At 35.1% G+C, this 22,404-nt stretch carries 21 protein-coding genes; 8 read left to right on the top strand and 13 right to left on the bottom strand.

Features of this window, described 5'->3' with window-relative positions; translation table 11 throughout:
- Nucleotides 1-30 precede the first annotated feature (30 nt).
- A complete protein-coding gene (gene nhaD, locus ACZ5EP_RS02445; RefSeq protein WP_464509291.1) occupies nucleotides 31-1,341 on the bottom strand; it encodes a sodium:proton antiporter NhaD in 1,311 nt (436 codons plus the stop codon).
- Nucleotides 1,334-2,761, bottom strand: coding sequence for an L-aspartate oxidase (locus ACZ5EP_RS02440; RefSeq protein ID WP_464509290.1), 1,428 nt, complete (start codon nucleotides 2,759-2,761; stop codon nucleotides 1,334-1,336). The genes nhaD and ACZ5EP_RS02440 overlap by 8 nt, the downstream gene beginning before the upstream one ends.
- A 148-nt stretch (nucleotides 2,762-2,909) precedes the next feature.
- Here ACZ5EP_RS02440 and ACZ5EP_RS02435 point away from each other — a divergent pair, with 148 nt between their 5' ends.
- Nucleotides 2,910-3,332: a DciA family protein gene (locus ACZ5EP_RS02435; protein WP_464509289.1), complete on the top strand. Its 423-nt coding sequence runs from the start codon at nucleotides 2,910-2,912 to the stop codon at nucleotides 3,330-3,332.
- On the opposite strand, the gene ACZ5EP_RS02430 is transcribed toward ACZ5EP_RS02435, so the two are convergent.
- Genes ACZ5EP_RS02430 through ACZ5EP_RS02410 form a run of 5 tightly spaced genes read right to left on the bottom strand, consistent with a single transcriptional unit; the run spans nucleotide 3,315 to nucleotide 7,769 of the window.
- Entirely contained in the window at nucleotides 3,315-3,716 is a 402-nt protein-coding gene (locus ACZ5EP_RS02430) for an ACT domain-containing protein (protein ID WP_464509288.1), read from the bottom strand. The two genes, ACZ5EP_RS02435 and ACZ5EP_RS02430, sit on opposite strands and share 18 nt — an antisense overlap.
- 1 nt (nucleotide 3,717) lies before the next feature.
- The gene (locus ACZ5EP_RS02425; RefSeq protein ID WP_464509287.1) at nucleotides 3,718-5,013 is read right to left on the bottom strand and encodes a phenylacetate--CoA ligase family protein; all 1,296 of its coding nucleotides are present in this window, start codon (nucleotides 5,011-5,013) and stop codon (nucleotides 3,718-3,720) included.
- Between the two features lie 32 nt (nucleotides 5,014-5,045).
- Entirely contained in the window at nucleotides 5,046-5,453 is a 408-nt protein-coding gene (locus tag ACZ5EP_RS02420) for a PaaI family thioesterase (RefSeq protein ID WP_464509286.1), read from the bottom strand.
- Nucleotides 5,440-5,964, bottom strand: a complete 525-nt coding sequence (locus ACZ5EP_RS02415; protein WP_464509285.1) for a 2-oxoacid:acceptor oxidoreductase family protein — start codon at nucleotides 5,962-5,964, stop codon at nucleotides 5,440-5,442. Before ACZ5EP_RS02415 ends, ACZ5EP_RS02420 begins: the two co-directional genes overlap by 14 nt.
- Nucleotides 5,961-7,769 carry a thiamine pyrophosphate-dependent enzyme gene (locus tag ACZ5EP_RS02410; RefSeq protein ID WP_464509284.1) on the bottom strand — a complete coding sequence of 603 codons (1,809 nt, stop codon included), beginning with the start codon at nucleotides 7,767-7,769 and terminating at the stop codon, nucleotides 5,961-5,963. Before ACZ5EP_RS02410 ends, ACZ5EP_RS02415 begins: the two co-directional genes overlap by 4 nt.
- Nucleotides 7,770-7,882: 113 nt before the next feature.
- Between ACZ5EP_RS02410 and ACZ5EP_RS02405 the strand changes: the two genes are divergently transcribed.
- From ACZ5EP_RS02405 to uvrC, 4 genes are all read left to right on the top strand, one after another.
- Nucleotides 7,883-8,056, top strand: a complete 174-nt coding sequence (locus ACZ5EP_RS02405) for a symporter small accessory protein (protein ID WP_168175711.1) — start codon at nucleotides 7,883-7,885, stop codon at nucleotides 8,054-8,056.
- On the top strand, nucleotides 8,053-9,696 hold the full coding sequence (locus ACZ5EP_RS02400) for a sodium:solute symporter family protein (protein WP_464509283.1): 1,644 nt from the start codon (nucleotides 8,053-8,055) through the stop codon (nucleotides 9,694-9,696). Before ACZ5EP_RS02405 ends, ACZ5EP_RS02400 begins: the two co-directional genes overlap by 4 nt.
- 45 nt (nucleotides 9,697-9,741) lie before the next feature.
- The gene (locus ACZ5EP_RS02395) at nucleotides 9,742-10,002 is read left to right on the top strand and encodes a hypothetical protein (protein WP_012663793.1); all 261 of its coding nucleotides are present in this window, start codon (nucleotides 9,742-9,744) and stop codon (nucleotides 10,000-10,002) included.
- Between the two features lie 210 nt (nucleotides 10,003-10,212).
- Nucleotides 10,213-12,060 carry an excinuclease ABC subunit UvrC gene (gene uvrC, locus ACZ5EP_RS02390; RefSeq protein ID WP_464509282.1) on the top strand — a complete coding sequence of 616 codons (1,848 nt, stop codon included), beginning with the start codon at nucleotides 10,213-10,215 and terminating at the stop codon, nucleotides 12,058-12,060.
- Here the strand turns inward: uvrC and ACZ5EP_RS02385 are convergent.
- Complete coding sequence (locus ACZ5EP_RS02385; protein WP_464509281.1) at nucleotides 12,023-13,003, bottom strand: TIGR00341 family protein; 981 nt, start codon at nucleotides 13,001-13,003, stop codon at nucleotides 12,023-12,025. The two genes, uvrC and ACZ5EP_RS02385, sit on opposite strands and share 38 nt — an antisense overlap.
- A 45-nt stretch (nucleotides 13,004-13,048) precedes the next feature.
- Here ACZ5EP_RS02385 and ACZ5EP_RS02380 point away from each other — a divergent pair, with 45 nt between their 5' ends.
- The 3 genes from ACZ5EP_RS02380 to ACZ5EP_RS02370 all read left to right on the top strand — a co-directional run bounded on the left by ACZ5EP_RS02380 (nucleotide 13,049) and on the right by ACZ5EP_RS02370 (nucleotide 14,783).
- On the top strand, nucleotides 13,049-13,546 hold the full coding sequence (locus ACZ5EP_RS02380) for a YbhB/YbcL family Raf kinase inhibitor-like protein (RefSeq protein ID WP_464509280.1): 498 nt from the start codon (nucleotides 13,049-13,051) through the stop codon (nucleotides 13,544-13,546).
- 152 nt (nucleotides 13,547-13,698) lie between these two features.
- Nucleotides 13,699-14,010 (top strand): putative metalloprotease CJM1_0395 family protein, encoded by a 312-nt coding sequence (locus tag ACZ5EP_RS02375; RefSeq protein ID WP_464509279.1) that lies wholly within the window; start codon nucleotides 13,699-13,701, stop codon nucleotides 14,008-14,010.
- Nucleotides 14,007-14,783, top strand: coding sequence for a bifunctional riboflavin kinase/FAD synthetase (locus ACZ5EP_RS02370; RefSeq protein ID WP_464509278.1), 777 nt, complete (start codon nucleotides 14,007-14,009; stop codon nucleotides 14,781-14,783). Before ACZ5EP_RS02375 ends, ACZ5EP_RS02370 begins: the two co-directional genes overlap by 4 nt.
- Here ACZ5EP_RS02370 and ACZ5EP_RS02365 read toward each other — a convergent pair.
- Genes ACZ5EP_RS02365 through ACZ5EP_RS02345 form a run of 5 tightly spaced genes read right to left on the bottom strand, consistent with a single transcriptional unit; the run spans nucleotide 14,753 to nucleotide 22,396 of the window.
- Nucleotides 14,753-15,295 carry a SiaB family protein kinase gene (locus tag ACZ5EP_RS02365; protein WP_464509277.1) on the bottom strand — a complete coding sequence of 181 codons (543 nt, stop codon included), beginning with the start codon at nucleotides 15,293-15,295 and terminating at the stop codon, nucleotides 14,753-14,755. The two genes, ACZ5EP_RS02370 and ACZ5EP_RS02365, sit on opposite strands and share 31 nt — an antisense overlap.
- Before the next feature lie 9 nt (nucleotides 15,296-15,304).
- Nucleotides 15,305-18,721, bottom strand: a complete 3,417-nt coding sequence (locus ACZ5EP_RS02360; protein WP_464509276.1) for a transporter substrate-binding domain-containing protein — start codon at nucleotides 18,719-18,721, stop codon at nucleotides 15,305-15,307.
- Nucleotides 18,714-19,097, bottom strand: a complete 384-nt coding sequence (locus ACZ5EP_RS02355) for a response regulator (protein WP_464509275.1) — start codon at nucleotides 19,095-19,097, stop codon at nucleotides 18,714-18,716. The genes ACZ5EP_RS02360 and ACZ5EP_RS02355 overlap by 8 nt, the downstream gene beginning before the upstream one ends.
- A 1-nt stretch (nucleotide 19,098) precedes the next feature.
- Nucleotides 19,099-21,045, bottom strand: a complete 1,947-nt coding sequence (locus ACZ5EP_RS02350; RefSeq protein WP_464509274.1) for an ATP-binding protein — start codon at nucleotides 21,043-21,045, stop codon at nucleotides 19,099-19,101.
- The gene (locus ACZ5EP_RS02345; protein ID WP_464509273.1) at nucleotides 21,038-22,396 is read right to left on the bottom strand and encodes an HD-GYP domain-containing protein; all 1,359 of its coding nucleotides are present in this window, start codon (nucleotides 22,394-22,396) and stop codon (nucleotides 21,038-21,040) included. Before ACZ5EP_RS02345 ends, ACZ5EP_RS02350 begins: the two co-directional genes overlap by 8 nt.
- Nucleotides 22,397-22,404 lie beyond the last annotated feature (8 nt).

Here is a 22,404-nt window from a genome sequence, read left to right as displayed (position 1 = left end):
TTTATAATGGTAAAAAGAGAAAAAGAGGGATTAATAGAATTTTAGAATTTCAAACTGGAAGTACCATATAACAATACTTAATATATATCCGGCCAAAATAGTCCATGCATATTTCATATGGCTTCCGAATGTATAAATACCTCTCATTCTACCCATAACACCGACACCTGCGGCACTACCGAAACTGATTAAGCTTCCACCGATACCGGCAGTCATAGTCACAAGCATCCACTGATCATGTCCCATAGGCGGATTTGCTTTAAGAATCGCAGCCATTACCGGAACGTTGTCAATTATGGCACTGATAAATCCGACACCGATATTACCCCATGTAGGTCCTATTAAATCAAACAGTTTAGTAACGTAAATCAGCCAGCCTAGGAAATATAACGCTCCAACCGCTGATAAGATACCAAAGAAGAATAAAAGCGTATCGTTTTCTACTTTTGCCATATTTACAAAAATATTAATATGTTCTTTATGTTTTCTTTTATGATAAAAAGTATAAAGCTGTAACAGTGCCAAACCGAACATCATACCCCACATTGCAGGGAAATGTAGGAATATATGCCCTAATACCGCAATGGTAATAGTTAAAGCGCCAAGCCATATAATGGCTTTTCCTCCAACTTTCATTTCAACTTTTGGAGTAGTTAACGCATCAAAATGAGGTTCGCCTTTTGGAACAAACATACTCAAAAGCCATCCTGTAAGCAGCCATCCGAAAAATACGGCAGGGAATAAAGCGATAAAGTCTATAAAGTTACCTTTTCCTGCTGTCCAAGCCATCAATGTAGTAATATCACCGAACGGCGACCATGCACCCCCGGCATTAGCGGCAACAACGATGTTAATAGCTCCCGGAACCAGGAAATTGATATTTTTTTTATCTATCGTGTATAAAACGGTAGATAAAATCAAAGCCGTAGTAAGGTTATCTGCAACCGGTGAAATCCAAAAAGCTAATGTACCTGTAATCCAAAACAGCTTTTTGTAACTGTAGCCTCTGGAAATAAGCCTGTATTTCAAAGCATCGAAAACACCTCTTTCAATCAGACTCTCAATATAGGTCATTGCAACAAATAAGAAGAAGAAAATTTCAGCAATTTCCAGTATTAGTTTTTGCATCTCATGATGCAGAGGCGTAGGGTCAAGCCCGTTAATCGCAAAATAAATACCGATAAGCATAAAAGAAAAAGTACCGATAAACAACGCCGGCTTGGCTTTGTTTATTTCAAACTTTTCCTCAGTAGCAATAAAGTAATACCCCAACACAAAAATCATTAAAACTAAGTAACCAACCCAAGTATGCGTAAAATCATGAATCAATGTTTCATGCATGTTCATCCTTTCTGTAATGTGCTCCTAAAGATTTTTTTCTTTCCAGCGCAGCTTTGACGATTTCGCGCGCCGTATAAAATCTCAGTTTTGCCAGTCTTCCGAGTTCCGGAATTGTTTTTTCTATAAAATCGAGAGCTTCTTTTAAGCCGCTTTCTTTACGTATTATACCAACATTTTTCCACATATGCTCTCTTAAAAGATTTTTATAATATTTATCTTTTTCCTTAAACAGTTCTTCATTATTTATGTCAAAATCAGTCTTTTTAGTTTTGAAGTTTTCTTTTATTATATTTTGAGCCGCTTTTCTGGCAAATACAAAACATTCAAGAAGCGAGTTGCTTGCAAGTCTGTTTGCACCGTGAACCCCTGTGTTTGCAACTTCTCCTACCGCATAAAGGTTCATAAATCCCGGGACTTTTGAATTACAGTCTACTTCAATACCTCCCATAAAATAATGAAAAGCGGGTGATATAGGTATTTTTTCATAAGGAACGTTAATATCGTAATCTCTGAGTTTATTATATATAGTAGGAAAACGGTTTTTAAAAAATTCTTCGTCAAACATACTTACGTCAAGAAATACTTTATGCCCTTTTTGCTGATGCATAAAAATTGCTCGGCTTACTATATCGCGGCCGGCCAATTCCCCTCTCTCGTCATATTCGAAAACAAATCTTTCACCGTTTTCATCTACAATATGGGCACCTTCACCTCTTAACGCTTCTGTCAGAAGCATTTTTTGGGATGTTTTCATTTCAATAAACACTGTAGGGTGGAACTGTGTCATTTCCATGTCTCTGAGTTTAATTCCCTTTTCAACGGCAATACCCTGCATATCTCCGGATATAGTTCTTGCATTAGTATCAAATTTGTATAACGCCCCTATCCCTCCGCTGGCTAAAATAACATTGTCGGCATAAATATTAAACTTTTCCCCTTTTCTTAAAACAGATACGCCGTAAGCCGTGTCATCTTTTATCAAAAGATCAAAAACCACGGTTTCATCAATAAGAAAACTGTTGTCTTTTTTTAATAAAAACTTGTGAAGCTCTCTTCCGGTTGCGTCTCCCCCGGCGTGATAAACACGGCTTACGCTGTGCGCGGCCTCTTTTGTGATTTCCGGATCGAATTCAAAACCGTAATTCATTATTTCTTCTTTAAGCTTTAAAGAAAGTTTACTTAAAATCTCAACCATCTCTTTTTTATTATGAAAAACCCCGGCTTTAAGCGTATCTTCAATATGTAGAGGGACGTCTTCTTCGTCCAAAGCCATCGTTACGCCTCCCTGGGCATAAAAACTGTTAGCGTCCCATACCTGGTTTTTTGTTATTATCAGTGTTTTAAAACCTTTTTCATTTAAAAATTTAGCACACCATATTCCGGCAATACCGCTGCCTATAACCACTGCATCAAATTTCATATAGCCTCACTTATTTTATATTAATGGTATTGTTAATATCTATAATTTTCAAATCGCTCTGATTCACTTCTTTATTCTGTTTCGTACCCGGCCATACCGGATCTGCTTTATATCCGCATCCGGCCAAAAAAAACGCTATAATTACGACATGAAAAAAGCGAATGAAATAATAAACCATATACTTAGTCCTTATTCGGATAAAATTCAACAAAAACGTTGTTTAAAAAAAATTATATCATTACTGCCCCCAAAATACAACAAATATATAACATCCTTACAGTTAAAAGGCGAAATTTTATTCATCAATGTATCGCACCAGGCGGTAAAACAGGAACTGTATTACAACAGAAACCTGATATTTTCAATTATAAAAACAATGCACAGCGCAAATATGTGTACGAATATAAAACCCTCAAAGATAATTACAAATTACAAATACTCACCTAAACCTAAACCGTCTAAAATATATAAATTCTACATAAAACCCGCCGGAAATTTTGAAATTAAAGCAAAGAAAAAAGAGATAAAAGAAAAATTTGAAGAAATAAAAAAGCTACTCAAAAGAAATTGAATTCTCTTCAAGCAGCTTTTTTGCTTTGTTTAAAAGAGCAGTGTTTATTTTAAAAATAAAACTTCCTTTCATTTCACTGTTAAGTGTATAGCAGTACTCAATGTCTATTCCGTTGTCGCTGAAAAGACCTACCACCCTGCTGAGCGCCCCGATTTCATCATCAATTTCAACCTTTAACACATCCGTAAGTGTTAAAGAAAAACCGCTTTTTTCAATTGCTTCGCAGGCTTTTACGATATCATCCGTAATCACCCTTAAAAGTCCGAAATCACTGGATTCCACCAAATCCACCGCTTTAATAGACACGCTGGCTTCAGCCAAAACCGAAGTAATTTCTTTTAATTTGCCGTGTTTTTTTTCCAAAAAAATAGTAATCTGTTTCATTTTATTTCCTTTTATCAACGATTCTGACCGCTTTACCCATACTTCTTTCTATTGTTTTAGGCTCAACCAGAATAATATTGGCATTTATATAAAGATTGTTTAATAAAGCCTGCTGCAGGTCTTTTTTGATTTTCTCAAGAGCGGCAACATTATCCATCATAATATCGTCACTCACTTCCACTAATATTTCAAGTTTGTCGAGGTGTCCCTTTTTATCCGCTACTATCTGATAATTCAGCGTAACACCTTCCGTATTTGCTATAACATGCTCAACCTGTGAAGGATATACGTTTACACCGTTGATAATCAGCATATCATCCGCACGCCCAAGCACGCTTTCCATTCTTACCGTTGTTCTGCCGCACGCACAAGGTTCCCTGTAAAGTTTGGTAATGTCACCGGTTCTATATCTTATAATAGGCAGCGCCTGTTTTGTCAAAGTCGTAATTACAAGCTCTCCTTCTTCTCCGTCAGGAAGCACTTCTCCCGTTTTAGGATCTATTATCTCCGGATAAAAATGATCTTCGTTTATATGAAGTCCCCTTCCTTTGTTACAGCTGCAACTGACACCAGGCCCTATAATTTCACTAAGTCCGTAAACTTCGTAATATTCAATATCCCAGGCTTCAGCCACTTCTTTTCTTAACCCTTCACTGGTAGGTTCAGCACCGAAAAACCCGCATCTTAGTTTATAATCTTTTCTGAAATCCGGCCCCGCGGCTCTTGCTTTTTCCGCCAGGTGCAGTGCAAATGAAGGTGTTGCGAATAATACTGTCGCTCCGAAATCACGCATCAGCATAAGCTGTCTGTCGGTAAACCCTCCGCTGGCAGGCACAATAGCCGCTCCTATTTTCTGGGCAGCCTCGTGAAATCCGAGCCCTCCCGTAAACAGTCCGTATCCGTAAGCGTTATGACACACGTCTTTTGAATTAACATCGCCCATTGAAAGACATCTCATCATTACTTCATCCCATACTTCCATATCATGTTCGGTATAACCCACAACTGTAGGTTTACCTGTTGTTCCGGAAGAACTGTGAATTCTTACAACTTCGTTCATAGGAACAGTAAAAAGTCCAAACGGATAATTGTCTCTCAAATCCTGTTTTTTCGTAAACGGAAGTTTTTGAATATCTTCAAGAGATTTGATATCATCCGGCGCAATTCCGAGCTCGTCAAATTTCTGCTTGTAAAATGGACTCAGCGCATACACCCTTGTAACAACTTCTTTTAATCTTTTCAGCTGTACTTTTTCTATATCTTCTCTTTTCGCACTTTCTATTTTATTCCAGATCATTTACACTCCTTTTAAATTTTATTTAACCGCAACTATATTTCTTCCAATACGTCTTTTTTAGTTTTATATACAGTACCTGTAAAAAACGCTATTTTCTTTTCACCGTTTGTTATTATCACTTCGTAAGTTCCGAGTCTGTTGCTCTCATCCACAAGTTTTGCTTCTGCAATAAGCTCATCTCCGAGTTTTCCTGCATGTATAAAAGATATTGAGGTATTGATTGCAAGTGAAACTTTCCCGAATGAATTACTAGCAACTGCAAAGGCGAAATCGGCCAGGGTAAATATAGCCCCGCCGTGTGCCACACCCGCCTGATTAAGATGAAACTCCGTTATTTTCAACTTGGCCTTTGCATAGCCCCAGTGGACTTCTAATAGCTCTATTCCTATATTTTTAGAAAAATCTGCCCCTTCTGCAAAAAATGTTTTAATTTTTTCCATATTCAAGAGCTTTTTCTAAAATATCAAAGTTTTGAGGCGCAAATTTAGGATTTATCTCTTCAATCGCCGCTTTTACCTCATCAACGCTAAACGGAAAATCTTTTACCCTCGCAAGGGCAAGACCTAGCATAAAGACATTTAGCCCCTTTGCGTCAAAAACACCCTCTTCCGCCAATTTGTTTGCGTCAACCGCAAATACGTTTGCGTCAATTTTCGGAAATTCATCGGCATTTACTACAACATTCCCTCCCCGTTTTAAATACGGAAGATTAAGTATTGCTTCATCCTTGTCAAGCCCTATAAGTAGATCAGCCTGGGCAAGGTCTATCAAAGGATTGTAAAAATCTCCTATTTTAATGTGAGAGCTTACACTTCCTCCCCTTTGGCTCATTCCGTGATTTTCTGTTCCTAAAAATTTATATCCTTTTTTACCTGCGCATATACTTAATACCTTAACCAAAAAGACAACTCCCTGTCCTCCGAATCCCGCAACTACTATCTGATATTTCATTTTTCATCCTTTCTTGGGATAAATGCGTCTGTCGGACATATTCCGCTTATACATACACCGCACCCGATACAAAGAAGTGGATCGATTTCTATTTTACCTCTTTCATTATAAGCCATAGGAGGACATACGTATTGAGTCGTACACACATCACAAGCCACACATTTCTCTTCATCAACGGTAGCGAAAATACCCGGAAGAAACTGCGTAGCTCTTTCTTTATCAAGAACACAGTACTGTCTGCTTACAACCACAAGAGGTCTGTCGGTTTCTTCGAATCTTTTTTTCACTTCTTTAAAGAAATTAATCGTTTCGTTTATATCAGGCTTGTAAAAGTATTCCATTACTTCCGCGCCGCACCCTTCGGCCACTTTTTTAATATCAACTTCTCCGCTTGTAGCCCTTTCAGGAGTAGTCTGGCGTCCTGTCATTGCAGTAGTTGAGTTATCAAGTATTACAAGTATGAATTTTGCTTTTTGATATACGGCGTTGATTAGAGGTGCCGTGCCGGAATGGAAAAAAGTAGAATCTCCGATAGTCGCGATTACCGTTTTATTTTTATCGGCAATTGCAAATCCGTGAGCCATTGAAACGCTTCCGCCCATACATAAAACCGTATCAATAGCGTCCAGGTTTATTCCGAGTGTATAACACCCTATATCGGAAGGATAAATCGACTTTTTAGGTCTGAATACTTTTTTGATTGCAAAATATACGTCCCTGTGAGGACATCCCGGACACAGATTCGGTTTTCTTGTTTTAGCATTCTCTACGCTAAATACGGGTTTATAAATATTTTTACCTTCATAAAATCCTATTTTAGTAAGTGCCTCAAGCACCCTTTCTTTGTTCATTTCATCAATTTGATGCATATGCCCGCTCATTCTGCCGTAAACATTCTCGCTTCTTAACTCTTCTTCTATTACAGGATAAGTTTCTTCCACCACAAGGACTTTATTATACTTTTTAACAAGCTCTTTAAGTTTATCCACAGGCAGAGGATACGGCATATCTATTTTTAAAAGATCTATATTCAGCCCCAGTTCCTCAAGAACCTCTTTTACGTATCCGTAAGCGGTACCGCTTGATATGATTAAATTTTCCGTACCTTTAAGGTTATTAATTTTAGGCTTTATCAGTTCATTATAGTTATATTCCCTTATTTTATTTATTCTGTCTAACTGCTCATATGCCTGTTTTAGTCTTCCTGCTCTCGGAACAGCCGCCCATCTCGGTATATCACGCTCAAAATTTCCTTCAGTATCTTTATATTCAAAATTACCGTCAATCTCTACGATTTCCCTTGAATGAGAAACCCTCATAACGGTTCTTAACATTACAGGTATTTCAAAATGTTTTGAAATTTTGCTTGCAAGTTTTGTAAAATCATACGCTTCCTGAGGAGTAGCCGGATCAATAACCGGTATTCTCGCAAATCTTGCAAACTCTCTGCTGTCCTGTTCTGTCTGTGATGAGTTAAATCCGGGATCATCTGCCACTATTAGAACAAACGCGCCTTTATTTCCTATAAAACTTGCACTCATAAGTGCGTCGCTGGCCACGTTAAGTCCCACCTGTTTCATAGTGGCTGCAGCATTTACACCGGCTATCGCTCCGGCATATGCGACTTCAAAACCTACTTTTTCATTTGTAGCCCACTCTGCGTATACAGGCAGATCTTTTTTTATTTTCTGTACGGTTGTAAGTATCTCGCTCGAGGGAGTACCCGGATAACCGCTAACCATTTTAGTATTTGAATGCAAAAGCCCGTAAGCAATCGCTTCATTTCCCATTAATGTCAACTTCATACTTCACCTTTGTGTAGAATTTAAACAATAATATCAAAAATTTTTTTAATTTTTACTTAACAATGAAAAATTTAGGTAAAATTTAATTGACATGACAATAAAAAGGAGTAAAAATGTCGCATTTTGACACAGGTGTCAGTCTTGCATTCTGGCTGACAATACTTAGCGCTTTACTGTGTGTAGTATACGGAATTATCAATTGGAACAAAGGTGATGAGGAAAGTAATGAAGTCCTACTTGCTAAATGGGCCGAAGAAGAAAAAGAGATTAATGAGGAGTTATTATGAGTTTTTTAGAAATTGCAATAATAATCCTTTATCTTGTAGCCGTAGGATGGCTTGGATGGATGGGTTATTCAAAAACTAAAACATCAACAGACTACCTGCTTGCAGGGCGTGACACGCACCCTTTCGTGATGGCTTTAAGCTACGGTGCAACGTTTATTTCGACTGCCGCAATAGTCGGATTCGGCGGTGTTGCGGCATGGCTTGGCAACTCACTGTTGTGGCTTACTTTTCTTAACATCTTCGTAGGTGTATTTATTGCGTTTGTATTTATCGGAAACCCTACAAGAAAGATGGGATTAAGACTTGACGCACATACTTTTCCTGAATTTCTTGGAAAAAGATTTGATTCTAAATTTATTCAGATATTCGCGGCTGTAATTATTTTGGCGTTTATGCCGCTTTACGCAACTGCGGTATTAATCGGCGGTGTTCAGTTTTTAAGCGTTTATTTCGGTGTTAATTACCACATCGCTCTTCTTATATTTTCACTGATTATTACTGCATACGTTCTTGCAGGAGGGCTTAAAGGGGTAATGTATACAGATGCCCTTCAGGGAACTATTATGTTTATAGCTATGGTGTTTTTAATTGTAATGGTTGTAAGCTCGCTCGGCGGAATCGACGCTGCGTTTGCAAAGCTTGATCACGTTTGGCAAATAACAGTAATAGACAGACTAAGCGGCGTTTCATTAAAAGACCTTGTTCCGGGAAGCGGCGATTTTATGATGAAATTATCACAGCTTTGGGGATTTGAAGGCTGGAATAAAATGCCGGTATTCATGTCTCCTGGATGGCTGTTTGTTATTACTACAATTACACTCGGTGTAGGTATCGGTGTTCTTGCTCAGCCTCAGCTGATAGTCAGATTTATGACAGTAAAAAGCAAAAAAGAACTTAACCGCGCCGTACTTGTCGGAGGCGTGTTTATTTTAGCAATGACAGGTGTTATTTTTATAGTGGGAAGCCTTACAAATGCATGGTATTTTGAACATATGGGAGGCAAAAACGCTCTGGAAGCGGCAGGAAGTATTGGAAAAGTTATTCCTCATTTCATAAACAGCGCAATGCCTCACTGGTTTAGTTTCATATTCCTGTTTGCACTCATTTCAGCTGCAATGTCAACACTTTCAAGCCAGTTCCATACAATGGGTACGGCTGTCGGAAGAGATATATTCGAAAGCCTTGGAGCAGACAAGGAAAAAACAACTCTTTGGACTAAAATCGGTATTGTTATAGTGATTTTATTCTCAGTGTTTTTGGCATATAAATTCCAAAAAGCTCCAGCGATTATCGCAAGAAGTACGGCGATATTCTTCGCATTATGTGCTTCAATATTTTTACCGAGTTTTATATTCGGACTTTTCAGTAAAAGAATCACAAAACCTGCGGCAATAGCAAGTATGCTTGTCGGATTTTTCGTATCGTCTTTCTGGCTTCTTTTCTGTCATTTTAAAGAAGCTAAATCACTAGGTTTGGCAAAAGCGCTTTTCGGAGTTAATTCAATTCTCGGACACAGCAAATGGGCGTTTGTCGATGCGCTTGTAATTGCTCTTCCTTTATCTACAATTACACTTCTAATAGTAACTGCTCTGACAAAACCTGATGAAAACATCATCAAAAGAGCATTCGGAAGAAACTGATTTTCTTCCTTTTTTTGTTATAATTATTAAAAACAAGGCATTAACTTGGGAAATAAAGAATATTTACAAAAAGAACTTGATTTACTGTTAGAGAAATTAAGATTTTGGAGATATGTACTTTTTGCTATTGTGTCAGCAATTATAGGAATAATATTCAGTATTTCTCAAAATAAATTAAATGTAAACATTATAGTTTTTGGATTGGTACTTTCAGGCTTTTTAGGAATAATTCTGTCTATAAAAAGGCTTACATATTTGACACAAGAGTATAAAGAGTATCTTAAAGAATTAAAGGACGCAGAATGAATTTAGAAATTTTAATATATATAATAGGTTTTGCCTCAATAATTGCTTTTCTATATTTTATGTGGACTGACACAAAACCTTTAAATTCTTAGTAACTACAGATAAAGCACTTAAAAAAATTTCAAACACTCTCATAATTACAGCCATATCAAAAAACAAAATGTAAAAGATTTTGCTTTTTTATTATAATTTCACTAAAAAAGGCCTGCCTTGTCATTTAGTGAAAAAATCAAATCCTTACCCGATCAGCCCGGAATTTATCAGTATTTTGACGAAAACGGTAAACTTCTGTATATCGGAAAGGCGAAAAGCCTTAAAAAACGTGTAAAAAGCTACTTCAGATTTAATCCGTTCAGACCTGCGGACAATTTATCTCCAAGAATTTATAAAATGATAAGCGAGGCAAAAGATCTGAACTATATCGTAGTGGAGAGTGAAAACGACGCACTTATACTTGAAAACTCTCTAATCAAACAGCTTAAGCCTAAATATAATATATTACTCAGAGATGACAAAACATACCCGTATATTTATATAGATCTTGACGAGCCTTTTCCGATGCCGCAGATTACCCGCAAGGTCGTAAAAGGCAAGAACATCAAATATTTCGGACCGTTCAGCAGCGGTGCGTCTGCAATTCTTAAAACAATATACGAAGAAATACCTCTCGTTCAGTCCAAAAGCTGCCTCAAAAGCGGCAAAGCGTGCCTGTATCATCAGATAGGAAGATGTTTGGCCCCGTGTGAGGGCAAAATTACAAGCCACGAATATATGAAATATGTCGATCAGGCTATAGAGCTTATACACGACAAAGAAAAAATACTTCAAATACTAAACCAAAAAATGCAAAAATACGCCGAAAACCTGCAGTTTGAAGAAGCTGCCGAAATAAGGGACAGGATCAAATCGATAGAGAGTGCAGAGATTTATTCCCATGTGGATCTGGCAAAACTGGAAGATCTTGATATATTTGCCGTTGAAATATTCAATAAAAAAGCGGTTGTTATAAGAATATTCGTACGTCAGGGAAAAGTGGTAGCCAGCAGCAATTCGGTAATTAATTCACAAACAGTCCCGGAAATCGGAGAAATATACACAAGGGCGATACTTGAATTTTATTCAACCGAAACACCTTTTACCTCAAGTAAGATTTTAGTTGGTGACGACTTTGAAGAAAGGGAGTGGCTAAGCCAGGTGTTAAGCGAAAAATTCGGCAAAAAGATTAGCATCATAACCCCTACCACCAAAGAGAGAAAAAGCCTTATCAAACTTGCCAAACTAAATGCTCTTGAAGTTATCAAAAACCAAAAAGAAAACTCCGTTTTGGATGAGCTGAAAATTCTCTTCAACCTCCAAAACACGCCATATAAAATAGAAGTCTTCGACACATCGCACATGCAGGGTGAAGCGACGGTCGGAGCGATGGTCGTATGGGAAGACGGAAAATTCAAAAAGAGCGACTACAGACACTACCACCTTGAAGGAAAAGACGAATATTCTCAAATGAGAGAGCTTCTCACAAGAAGGACGCAAAGTTTTGAAAAATCCCCTCCTCCTGATCTGTGGCTGATAGACGGCGGAAAGGCGCAGCTGAACCTTGCCAAAGAAATTATTGATTCAACCGGAGCAAACATCGACGTACTTGCGATATCCAAAGAAAAAATCGACGCAAAAGCACACAGGGCCAAAGGTAAGGCGAAGGATAAAATATATTTTATAAATGAAAAGTTAAAAGTGAAAAGTGAAAAATTAAATATTGATAAACTTGAACTCAGTGAAAGCGATAAGAGGTTGCAGTTTTTACAAATGCTGAGGGATGAGGCGCACAGATTCGCCATAGAATTCCACAGAAAAACAAAACGCAAAAAAGACACCCAAATAGATCTTTTACAGGTTAAAGGTATCGGAAAGGCTAAAATGACAAAACTTTTGAATTATTTCGGAAGTTTTGAAAACATAAAAAAAGCCTCGTTTGAAGATCTTAAAGATATTTTAAACGAAAAAGACGCAAAAGAAATTATTAAATTTTTTCAAAATAAAACCTGTCCAGATAAATAATCAATACAAGCACCAACAGTAAAAGAGCCCATATAAACATAGCCTTTTTTCTGTGTTCTTTGGCTTTTTTTTCTTCCCACCAGTTTTTTGCTTTTATACCCTGATAAGTAAACATCAGTATACCGGCAAGATTAAGACTTACAAAATTTTCCAAAAAAAGCATAAAACTTTTAAGGGAATAAAAATAATCCGCATTTGCAAACAGCAGTCCCGAAGCAACCACAGGAGGAAGCAAAGATATCGCAACCATAACACCTACCAGACTCTCAGAAGCTCCCGCGGTAAAAGCAAGAACGCCGGCAAGACCTGACGCTACGGCAATAACTATTTCCGTAACGTTTAAAGAAACCCTTGAAATTATCTGGGGATTGCTGATATCCAAATGATAAAAAAGCCCTATTAAAAAAGAAAAAACGAATGCTATCATAACGCCTGCAGACAATACCTTAAATGCGGATTTTTCAAGCTCCACGTCTCCAATTACGCTTGCGAACGATATTGCAATATTCGGACCTAAAAGAGGCGCTATAACCATTGCACCTATAATAACGGGTATGTTGTTGCTTATTATTCCAAATGCCGCTATTACCGTTGAGAGAATCATCATAATGACATAAATATAATTTATTTCCGAATAACTGATTATTTTAGAATATATCTCTTCCCTGCTTATTTTTATTTTTTTTAAACTCTTTTTTTCTTCAATGGGAACGGTGGCCTCGACATCCAGAACGACTATTCTGAATCTGTCGTCTTTTGAAAAATTTTTCTGCAGTCTGTCAATTAATATTTGGGAATATTCCGTTTTTGTGAGGATTTTATATATTATTTTATCCTGATAGCTCTCTTCACGCCAATAATCCAGAATATTTCTGTTGTTAAGAATATTTTCTATTTTTTCATTGTCTTTTTTGGCAATGACCACTTCTATTAATCTGTACATTCTTTTCCTTTATTATATAATAACAAAAACAATCAAAGGCCGCAAATGAAAAAAATGATAATTTTTATTTCGTCTTTACTTTTTGCGTTTAATATCTACTCTCCTGCTTTTAAACAAAATTCGTTTATACCTGCAAAATACACCTGTGACGGGGAAGATATATCTATACCTTTGATTATTTCTAATGTTCCTAAAAACGCTGAAGAATTGGCCATAATTATGCAAGACCCGGACGCGCCTTACGGAGTGTTTACACACTGGATTTTATACAACATAAAACCGAACACTAAAATAATCCCCCAAAACCTACCTAAAACATCCGTTACAAATATAGGATACCAGGGAATCAACAGTTTTGGAAAAATCGGATACGGAGGTCCGTGTCCACCAAAAGGCCAGACCCACAGATATATTATCACGGCAGTGGCTTTAAATAAAAAAATCTTGCTTAATCCTGACTTAACAATCAGAGAGTTTTTAGATAAAATTAGACCATATGTTTTTGCTACGGCACAGTATATCGGATTATATAAAAGGAGATAAAAATAGTTCTTAATGCAATCGGAGGAAACAGCTACACTGTAACACCTGCACCGCTTGATAACAAAAAAACCGAAAACATTATAACAGACCCAAAAATTCAGCAGGAAATTTCAAAACTGCAGGCAACCGACAGTAAAGTCAGAGCTCACGAAATGGCCCATCAGGCTGCCGGAGGCGGATTTGCAGGTGCTCCGAGCTATACTACCGTAAAAGGTCCCGACGGTAAAGAATACGCCGTTGGCGGAGAGGTTCCGATTAAAATAGTAAAAGGCAAAACACCGGATGAAACAATTAAAAACATGCAGCAGATAAAAGCCGCGGCTCTAGCTCCCGCAGACCCAAGTCCTCAGGATTTGAAAGTTGCGCAAACGGCTGATTTGATAGCTTCAAAAGCTGAACAGGAAAAAAACCAGCAAAACTCAAACGATACTAAGACAACTCATAAAATAGACTTTTACGCATGACAGTTACAATAGGAGGATTTGACGGAATGCACGTAGGGCATCAGGCCCTGATATCCAAAGCGCAAAAGCTCATTGTTATCGAAAAAGGAAGTAACCTCACCCCGGATGATGACAGGTGCGAATATACCGACCTTCCCTGCCATTTTTTTAATTTAAACGAAATCAAAAATCTTGAAGCGGAAAAATTTATAAATATTTTAAAAAATTTAAACACCGCAAAAGTAGTCATAGGAGAAGATTTTAAATTCGGAAAAGAAAGAAAAGGAGATGCCTCTCTTTTAAAAAAACATTTCGCCGTAGAAGTAATAAAAGAGGTTAAAATAGACGGAATAGGCGTACATTCTCAAATAATAAGAGAATTTTTAAAAAAAGGTCTCATAAAAAAAGCGACAAAATTTTTAGGACACCTATATAAAATAAAAGGCAGGCAAATCAAAGGACAGGGATTAGGAGGCAAAGAGCTGGTTCCGACAATAAATATAACTCCCGTCAAAAACTATTTAATTCCCAAAGAAGGCGTTTATATTACGCTTACAGATTCAAAGCCGTCTTTGACATTTATAGGTATCAGATCCACAGATAACAAATTCAGCATTGAAACGCATATTCTTAATCAAGATTATAGTATTGTAAACGAACCCGTTAAAATTGAATTTTTGGAATTTTTAAGGGAAAATAAGAAATTCGAAAGTATCGAAGCATTAAAAAACCAGATTAAAAAAGATCTTTCAGAAGCAGAAAATTACGCTTTTCCGATAACCGCCTTAAACTGAAAGTAATACATTTCATCGCCTGCGTCAACAAATCCGTATTCTATTTTTTCACTTTTTTTGGCAATTTCATAAAACCCTATCCCGCCTCCTTTTGAATGAGCGTCTTTACCGCTTTTTCTGGCTTCTCTGTACAGCTTTTTGATTTCTTCTTTATTTAATGAAATAATCTTTTTTAGCTTTTTTTCTATTTTATCTTTATCGTCTTTATTTACGATATTTTGCGCATATACATAATAATACCCGTCTTTCGTTTTTCCTACTAAAATCAGTCCTTTAGGATCAAAGCCTTCTTTATTCATTCTTTTTGAATAGTTCATCATATTTTGGGCAAGCTCAATAAATATGGTAAAAATTTTACTTGCAAGCCCCATCGAAAGTTCGGCATTTTCAGTTTCTTTTTCCAAAGCTTCCGTCATTGCCACTATCAAAGACTGCGTCAGTGTCCCGCCGTATGTTAAAAAAATTATGCCGTCTTTTTCTAATATTTTTTCTAATGCGTTCATATTAAGCATTCCCTCTCCTTATAATTTCATACCAACTAGAGTTATGTCGTCATTTTGTTCGTTATTTTGACATTTTTTCATAAATTCTTCCAATGTTTTTATAAACAGCTTTTTCTGTTCCGAAAACGGTAAATCTTTCACTTCCATAATCAGCTGTTTAAATCTTTTTTTTCCAAAAGGGAAACATTTTTCTCCGCCCAACTGATCTAAAAACCCGTCTGTCGTAAAGTACAATAACATATTTTTTTCAATATTAAAAGTAAATTCCTTATAGACAAAATCAGCATCATTTTTCTTATATCCTACGGAATATCTGTCCCCTTTGATAACTTCTATTTCATCTTTCACTATAAACAGCGGTGTTTTGGCAGATGAATATTTAATAATATTTTTCTTTTTGTTTATATATAAAACCCCTCCGTCAAAACCGGCATTTGAAGTACTAGTAATGTCTTCTTGTTTCAAAAGTTTTTTAATTGTTTTGTTAAAATAGCTTAATATATACGAAGGAGAAACATCCAAATCACTCTCTTTATATTTAGATATTATTTCACGCTCGATTGCTTTTACGATCATTGTTACAAATGCTCCCGGAACTCCGTGCCCTGTACAGTCGATAAGCATTAAAATGCATTCGCCATCTCTTATTTTTTCAAACAGCCATATATCACCGCCGACGATATCCTTAGGTTTCCAAATCACAAAACTGTCTTCAAAACATTTTTTTAACTCTTCTTCATGAGGTATCAGGGCATCCTGAAGCATTGAAGCAAATTCAATGGATTCCTGTGTATGTTTATGTATGATTTCTATCTCTCTTTTTGCTTCTTCTAAGGATTTGGTGCGCTCTTTAACCAGAGTTTCAAGTTTTACGTTAAAACTTTCAAGCTCGATATTTTTCTCTTCAAGCTCTTTTTTGCTTTTATTTGTAAACCATACAATAAAAGCCATCAAAATAATCACAAATGAAACTACACTGAAAAGAGCATAATAAATTGTAGTTTTTGTATTTAAAAACGACTGCATTGCTTCTTTTTCGTCAATTTCGGTAATTATTGCTATATTATAATCATTATCCCATTCCCACGCCCCGAAAACTTTAATTCCCCTGTAATCTTTATACCCGCTGGTATTTATGCCGTTAATGTGTTTCAAAGCGCTTCTGGAGGCTAAAGTGTCCACCTTTATATTCAAAAACGAACTCTGCCCTTTTTTCAAAAGCCCCAATTTTCTAAGCTCATTATCAAATCTACTTTGCGACACCATCTGTTTATGTGTATTTACAAGATAAGTTTCTCCGCTTTGCCCCATTCTGCCTTTTTCCAAAACTGACTGAAGTATATTTTTATTTATTGCCACCGCAATATATCTTACAGGCACAAAATCTTTATATACGGTTTTAATAAAAAATATATTTTGCAGAGGTTTGATTGACTGTTTTACAGGGAAAATCAGACTGTATCCGTACTCTTTGGCTTTTTTTATACCTTGAATAAAATTTTTATTGTCAATTACACTTATATCGAAACTGCTGTTTAAAACATGATAACTGGGATCTATAACAATATATCCGTTAACAAAATCAAGATATTTTATTTTTTCAAGTGTTTGGATAGAATCGTTCTGCAAAATCATATTCAAATAATCTTCCTGTGAAAGCAGTATTTTCCTCAAAGCTTCATGAGTGGTGTTTAAAATAGTGTTTAAAGAATAAGAAAGTTCCGATTTTTTAATTTTTTCAAGATTCTTAACAGAAATTACGGTAATTAAAATAATAAAAAACAAAAACACGCCTACGAATGCAAAAACGCTTACACCTAAAGCAATATTTTTTTTCTTTTTAAAATAATTCAGCATAATAAGCAGTACGAGTATTAAAAACACGCCTATTATCAGCATTTGCCTTAAAGGAAGCACATCCAGCAAAGAATACGTTTTATCAGAAATCTGCAAAGTCTTATCGTTATAATTAATCCATTTATCGTAAATTTTGTTTAATTCATCTTTTGTGATGGTTCCTAACGCTTTGTCTATTATATTTAAAATAATTTTAGGCTCGTCTTTTCTAAGAGCTATTTTGAGTTTAAATTTATAATTCAGTTTTTTTGCAACTTTCAAATCGTTATATCCGAGTTTGTTAATATAATATTTGGCAATAATAATATTATTAACGAAATAATCTATTTTTCCGTTTCTTAAAGCATTCAAACCGTCTTTAAGGGAGTTAAAATAAAAAATTTCAGCTTTAGGATAATGGTGTTTTATATAGTCGGTTAAAACATATCCTCTTTTTATACCTATTTTAGAAGTTTCAATCGGCTTTTTGCCGTTTTTTCTGCCAATCAGCACGGCATCATATGAAAAAATGGTATGCTTTGTAAAATTTAAATATTTTTTTCTTTTTTTATTTTCTGTTATTGCGCTGAACATATCGGCTTTTTTTTCTTTAACAAGTTTTTTCGCCTCAGACCAGCTGTCAGTTGCTACAGGAATTAAATTTAAGTTTGTTTTGGCTTTGATAATTTTTATAATGTCCGCAATTATTCCTCTGTGCTCACCGATTTCATCTTTAAACTCAAAAGGTTTCCAGTTAGGGTCAAATACATATCGTATCTGTTTATGCTGAATTATAAATTCTTTTTCTTTATCGTTAAAAAGTGACTCTTTTCGGCTTTTTTTAATGATGATATTTAAAAAATCCCTTTCCAGCTGCTGTATATTTTTAATCTTTAAAGTTATAAGTTTTTCGTAAGTGGCAATATCTATATTTTCTTTTTCGTTTTTTATTTTTTTAAATATCCTGGCTTCGAGCTCGGAGAGTTTATTAAAATAAGAACTGTTATTGTAACTGTGCCATTCTTTAAATAATTTACGCGTAAGCGTTTTATCAATAACGTCATAAAAAATTTTTTCTTTTGTGGAAGAAGAAAGATAAAAATTACTGATTTTTTTTATATCTTTTAATTTTAAAAAAGCTTTAATTTCAAGCTTTTTCTCCCATATACTTTCTTCATACATCATCAAAATAGAATATTGATAAAGCAGGTTTTTATAATTGGAATATTCGCTGATTCTGGAAAGAAGATCCAAAAACTGTGATACCGTCATCGTATAATAAGAAAAAACATCTTTGCATTTAGCGTTTGAATTAAGCAGTTTTTTTCTTATCAACCTTAAGTTTGTAAGATCTGATTTTATATTTAAATCTTTTTTTTCAATATAACTTTTCAATATTTTAAGTGTTTTATCTGTATTTTGAATGGAAATTTTATATTTCTTTAAATTTTTTTCAGATTTCTCAAATACATAGTCACACGCATCTGCCCTTTCTATCTGCAGATCATGGATAGTATTTGTTAACAGTTTTGTAAGAGTTATATTTACATCGGCGTAAATATTCACCGCAAATAAAAAGACGACTAACAGTCTAATCATTTTCTTCAAGTCCTATTTTATTTAACACTTCTTGCAGTTTTTCAATAGTAAACGGTTTTAAAATATAATTTTTTGCTCCCGCTCTGATCGCATTTATAACCATTTCTTCCTCACCGTGAGAAGTAACCATAATTATTTTGGCGTCTTTATCCAGTTTTAAAATTTCTTTTACGGCTTCAATTCCGTCTTTCATTCTGTTTCTCATAGGCATTGTTATATCCATAGTTACCAGATCGGGTTTATATTTTTTATACGCTTCCACAGCTGCGTGAGCACAGTCTGCCTCGGCCACTATGGTATGACCCAGTTCTTTTAACATTTTACTTAAATTGTATCTCATTATTTTTATATCGTCTACAATTAAAACCCTCGCCATTTCACACCTTTATTCCTATTGATATTGAAAAGTTTGAAAAAACGATATCTTTTTTATATGCTTTAAACGTTTTTTCATAAAAAAAAGGAGTACTGATATCAGCATTGATATTATAATCCTGCAAAGTTTTGATAGCCTTTCCGGCTAATATGTTTAATACTTCTTTTAAGACATCTTCTTTATGCTCTTCAATAACACTGCTGTCAATATTTCCGTAAAGAACAGTTTTAGCTATTTCATATACACCTTTGCTGTCACATTGAATAAAAATCATATTTTCCGCATCGCCTTTAAAATTAATACTGCTGCTGAATTCATCGCATTTATATTTGGCGTTATATTCGTATTTTTCAGTAATGTACCTGCATTCTCCAAACAGATTTTTCAATTCCTCGCTTAAAACATCCAAAATCAGCTCTTCGCGTTCATGTTCTATAAAAGGGAGTTTGATAATAAACTCTGCTCCGTCGTTTATTTTATTTTTAACCAATACAGAGCCGTTTAATTTTTTAACTTCTTCATAAACGCTGTAAAGTCCCACCCCTCTGCCTGAAACCAGATCCGCCTCTTCATTAGTACTGAAGCCTTCTTGAAATATATATTCAGCTATCTGCTCGTCTGTAACTTTTCTCCCGGCTTTTTTAGAAATTTTATCTGTATCTATTCCTCTGCCGTCGTCTTTTATGCTGACGATAATCTCTTTTCCGTTTCTTACCGCTTTAAATTTTACCGTTCCTTCGGTGTTTTTACCATTTTCCATTCTCTCGTATTCATCTTCGATCCCGTGATAAACGCTGTTTCGGAACACATGTACCAGAGACATAAAAAAAGATTTATATATATCGGGCAAAAACAGATCACACTCATAAATAAACTTTATTTTTTTATTGTATTTTTCGGCTAAATCGTTTATTAAACTGTTAAAAGGTTTTACGAATTCATATACGTTAAAATACATAAGCTCTTTTAATTCAGTAAGGATATTTACATCCGTACCCAGCTGCTGTGCTTTGGAATAAAGTTTTTTTAAACGTTTTTTTTCAATAAATTTATAATTAAACTTTTCAAAAAAGTCGTCTCCTAAAATACGTTTTATTTCTTCTATGTCTTTTTCGACCGGCTCCGTAAGTTCTCTGTAAGTTAAAGCGGATATATATTCTGTATTGTCAGCGTCTATCTGTGTTTCAATAAAATGAATTTTGTTAACCGCGTGTTTCATATGCTTTTGTGCAAAAAGCCCTTTAAACGTATGAAGTTTGGCTTTAAATGCAGACATGTCTTTAAGATAATAATCCAGGCTTTTTACAAATTCGTCGTATTCAAATTTTATTTCCAAAAACTGTTCTATCGAGGAAACCACCTCAACTATCATTTTTAATTTTTCTTTTTCCTCTTTGGCCTGCTGCTGAAGATATTTTTTTTCAGTTATATCTCTTAAAACAATCATAAATGAACCGTTTTCCAGTTTTTTATACTCAATACTGATAATTTTACCGTTTATCTCTTTTTCTTTAGGCAGCAAAGAAAGTAAAACCTCGGCTTTTAAATCGTCAGAACTTAATATTTCCGATAATACTTCTTTATAAAAATTTTTCTTATCAAACAAGATATCGTAAATGTATTTTCCTGAAATATCATACTCAAAAATATTCTTAACAACTTTGGAATATACCGGTTCAATTTTCAAATCTCCGTTTACATATAAAAAACCTTCGTTGGCATTATCCAAAAGCAGTTTTAATTGAAAATTGGTTTTTTCTAATTTTTCTTTTAATTTTAGAAGTTCAAACTGTTGCGAATCGGAAAGATTTAAAATTTTATTGTAGCGTTGAAGCGTTTTTTTTGTTTTTTTTAAAAAATCCGGAAGCTTTTCATGCACGTTCTGATTATTATTGTTTAATAATTCTTTTTCGATTTCCTCTAATAATATTAAATTTTTATCATTCACCGAACATTTCCTCATAATACTTTACGTCAACTTCATCAATCTGCTCAGGTTTCAGATATTTTTTTGCATAATCTAAATATGCCCCGCTGGTTAAAAACAGCAAAAACAGATCTTTGTCAATTTTATTCTCTTTTGCCATTTCGGATAATATTCTTACCGCATCTGAAAGTTTTTTTGGAGTTTTATATGGCCTGTCGTCCGCAGTTAACGCTTCAAAAATATCCGCAATAGCCATTATTCTGGCAGGTATAGGGATTTCACCGTTTTTTAGTTTTCTCGGATATCCCGTTCCGTCTAAAGTTTCATGATGAGCACCGGCATACAGAGGAACGTTTTTCAAATCATCAGGGAAAGGAAGGCTTTCAAGCATTTTAATAGTTCTAACGGCATGTTCTTGTATTTTAAATATTTCCTCTTTTGTAAGCGTTCCTTTTTTAATACTCAAATTATATACTTCGCCGCAGTTATATAAATTTTCCGGAATTTCCATTTTAACCCCGTGCTTTTTAAAATCTTCTATATCCTCTTTTGACCTTTTTACTATATGTCTTTTTTTATCGGACAGAAGTTTCTCTTTAACGGGCAGTTTTACTTTCAGTTCTTCTTCACTAATTCTGGATTTTTCGTCTTCGCTAAGACCGATGGTGTCGTCAAAATATCTTAACCATTCTCTGTTTGCAATTTTTTTAAGTTTTTCGATATCTTTATCGTCAACAAAATCATTGCCTATATTCATATGAGCAATAAACTCAAATTCTTCTTTTAATTTTTCCGTCTCTTCAGAAAACCATAAATCGACTTCTTCCGGATTTTCACCTTTTAATTTTCTTTTTAAAGCTTCAATTTCCAGGTCCCTGTATACAACTTCGAATCTCATGCGTATTTCATGAATTCTGTTGTATATAGTCTCAAGTTTTACCGCCTTATCCATTACATATTCGGGAATAACGATTTTCCCGCAGTCATGAAGCCATGCGGCTATCGATATTTCTCTTTTTTGCTCTTCATTTTCTATTTTAAATTCAAACTTGTCGCTTTTGCTGGCTTCCTCCGCAAGTCTGATTGCTATTTCCGGAACTCTTCTGCAGTGGCCTCCGGTATATCTGCTTTTAGCGTCAATTGTTTCGGCAATAAGTTTTATAAAAGCGTCAATCAGTTCTTTTTGAGCCTGCTGTAATTTTAAAACTTCTTTTAATTTTTCCTGAAGTTCGTCATACTCTTTTCTTTGCCTTTTATCGGCATTTAGCATTATTTTATTATGCCGCTTTATATCTTTGGCTATTTTGTCCAGCAGTTTATTAAAATTTTCTTTAGCCTGCTCTATTTCGTCTAACAGCTTGTCTTCCATCATAGGAAAAA

The sequence above is a fragment of the Nautilia abyssi genome (assembly GCF_055388085.1).
The sequence above is the reverse complement of the archived record's forward strand: the minus strand, read 5'-3'. Positions and strand labels throughout refer to the sequence as shown.

Coding starts and splice junctions, on each gene's coding strand:
- nhaD (WP_464509291.1), bottom strand. CDS start 1,341: ATGCATGAAACATTGATTCATGATTTTACGCATACTTGGGTTGGTTAC.
- ACZ5EP_RS02440 (WP_464509290.1), bottom strand. CDS start 2,761: ATGAAATTTGATGCAGTGGTTATAGGCAGCGGTATTGCCGGAATATGG.
- ACZ5EP_RS02435 (WP_464509289.1), top strand. CDS start 2,910: ATGAAAAAAGCGAATGAAATAATAAACCATATACTTAGTCCTTATTCG.
- ACZ5EP_RS02430 (WP_464509288.1), bottom strand. CDS start 3,716: ATGAAACAGATTACTATTTTTTTGGAAAAAAAACACGGCAAATTAAAA.
- ACZ5EP_RS02425 (WP_464509287.1), bottom strand. CDS start 5,013: ATGATCTGGAATAAAATAGAAAGTGCGAAAAGAGAAGATATAGAAAAA.
- ACZ5EP_RS02420 (WP_464509286.1), bottom strand. CDS start 5,453: ATGGAAAAAATTAAAACATTTTTTGCAGAAGGGGCAGATTTTTCTAAA.
- ACZ5EP_RS02415 (WP_464509285.1), bottom strand. CDS start 5,964: ATGAAATATCAGATAGTAGTTGCGGGATTCGGAGGACAGGGAGTTGTC.
- ACZ5EP_RS02410 (WP_464509284.1), bottom strand. CDS start 7,769: ATGAAGTTGACATTAATGGGAAATGAAGCGATTGCTTACGGGCTTTTG.
- ACZ5EP_RS02405 (WP_168175711.1), top strand. CDS start 7,883: ATGTCGCATTTTGACACAGGTGTCAGTCTTGCATTCTGGCTGACAATA.
- ACZ5EP_RS02400 (WP_464509283.1), top strand. CDS start 8,053: ATGAGTTTTTTAGAAATTGCAATAATAATCCTTTATCTTGTAGCCGTA.
- ACZ5EP_RS02385 (WP_464509281.1), bottom strand. CDS start 13,003: ATGTACAGATTAATAGAAGTGGTCATTGCCAAAAAAGACAATGAAAAA.
- ACZ5EP_RS02380 (WP_464509280.1), top strand. CDS start 13,049: ATGAAAAAAATGATAATTTTTATTTCGTCTTTACTTTTTGCGTTTAAT.
- ACZ5EP_RS02375 (WP_464509279.1), top strand. CDS start 13,699: ATGGCCCATCAGGCTGCCGGAGGCGGATTTGCAGGTGCTCCGAGCTAT.
- ACZ5EP_RS02370 (WP_464509278.1), top strand. CDS start 14,007: ATGACAGTTACAATAGGAGGATTTGACGGAATGCACGTAGGGCATCAG.
- ACZ5EP_RS02365 (WP_464509277.1), bottom strand. CDS start 15,295: ATGCTTAATATGAACGCATTAGAAAAAATATTAGAAAAAGACGGCATA.
- ACZ5EP_RS02360 (WP_464509276.1), bottom strand. CDS start 18,721: ATGATTAGACTGTTAGTCGTCTTTTTATTTGCGGTGAATATTTACGCC.
- ACZ5EP_RS02355 (WP_464509275.1), bottom strand. CDS start 19,097: ATGGCGAGGGTTTTAATTGTAGACGATATAAAAATAATGAGATACAAT.
- ACZ5EP_RS02345 (WP_464509273.1), bottom strand. CDS start 22,396: ATGATGGAAGACAAGCTGTTAGACGAAATAGAGCAGGCTAAAGAAAAT.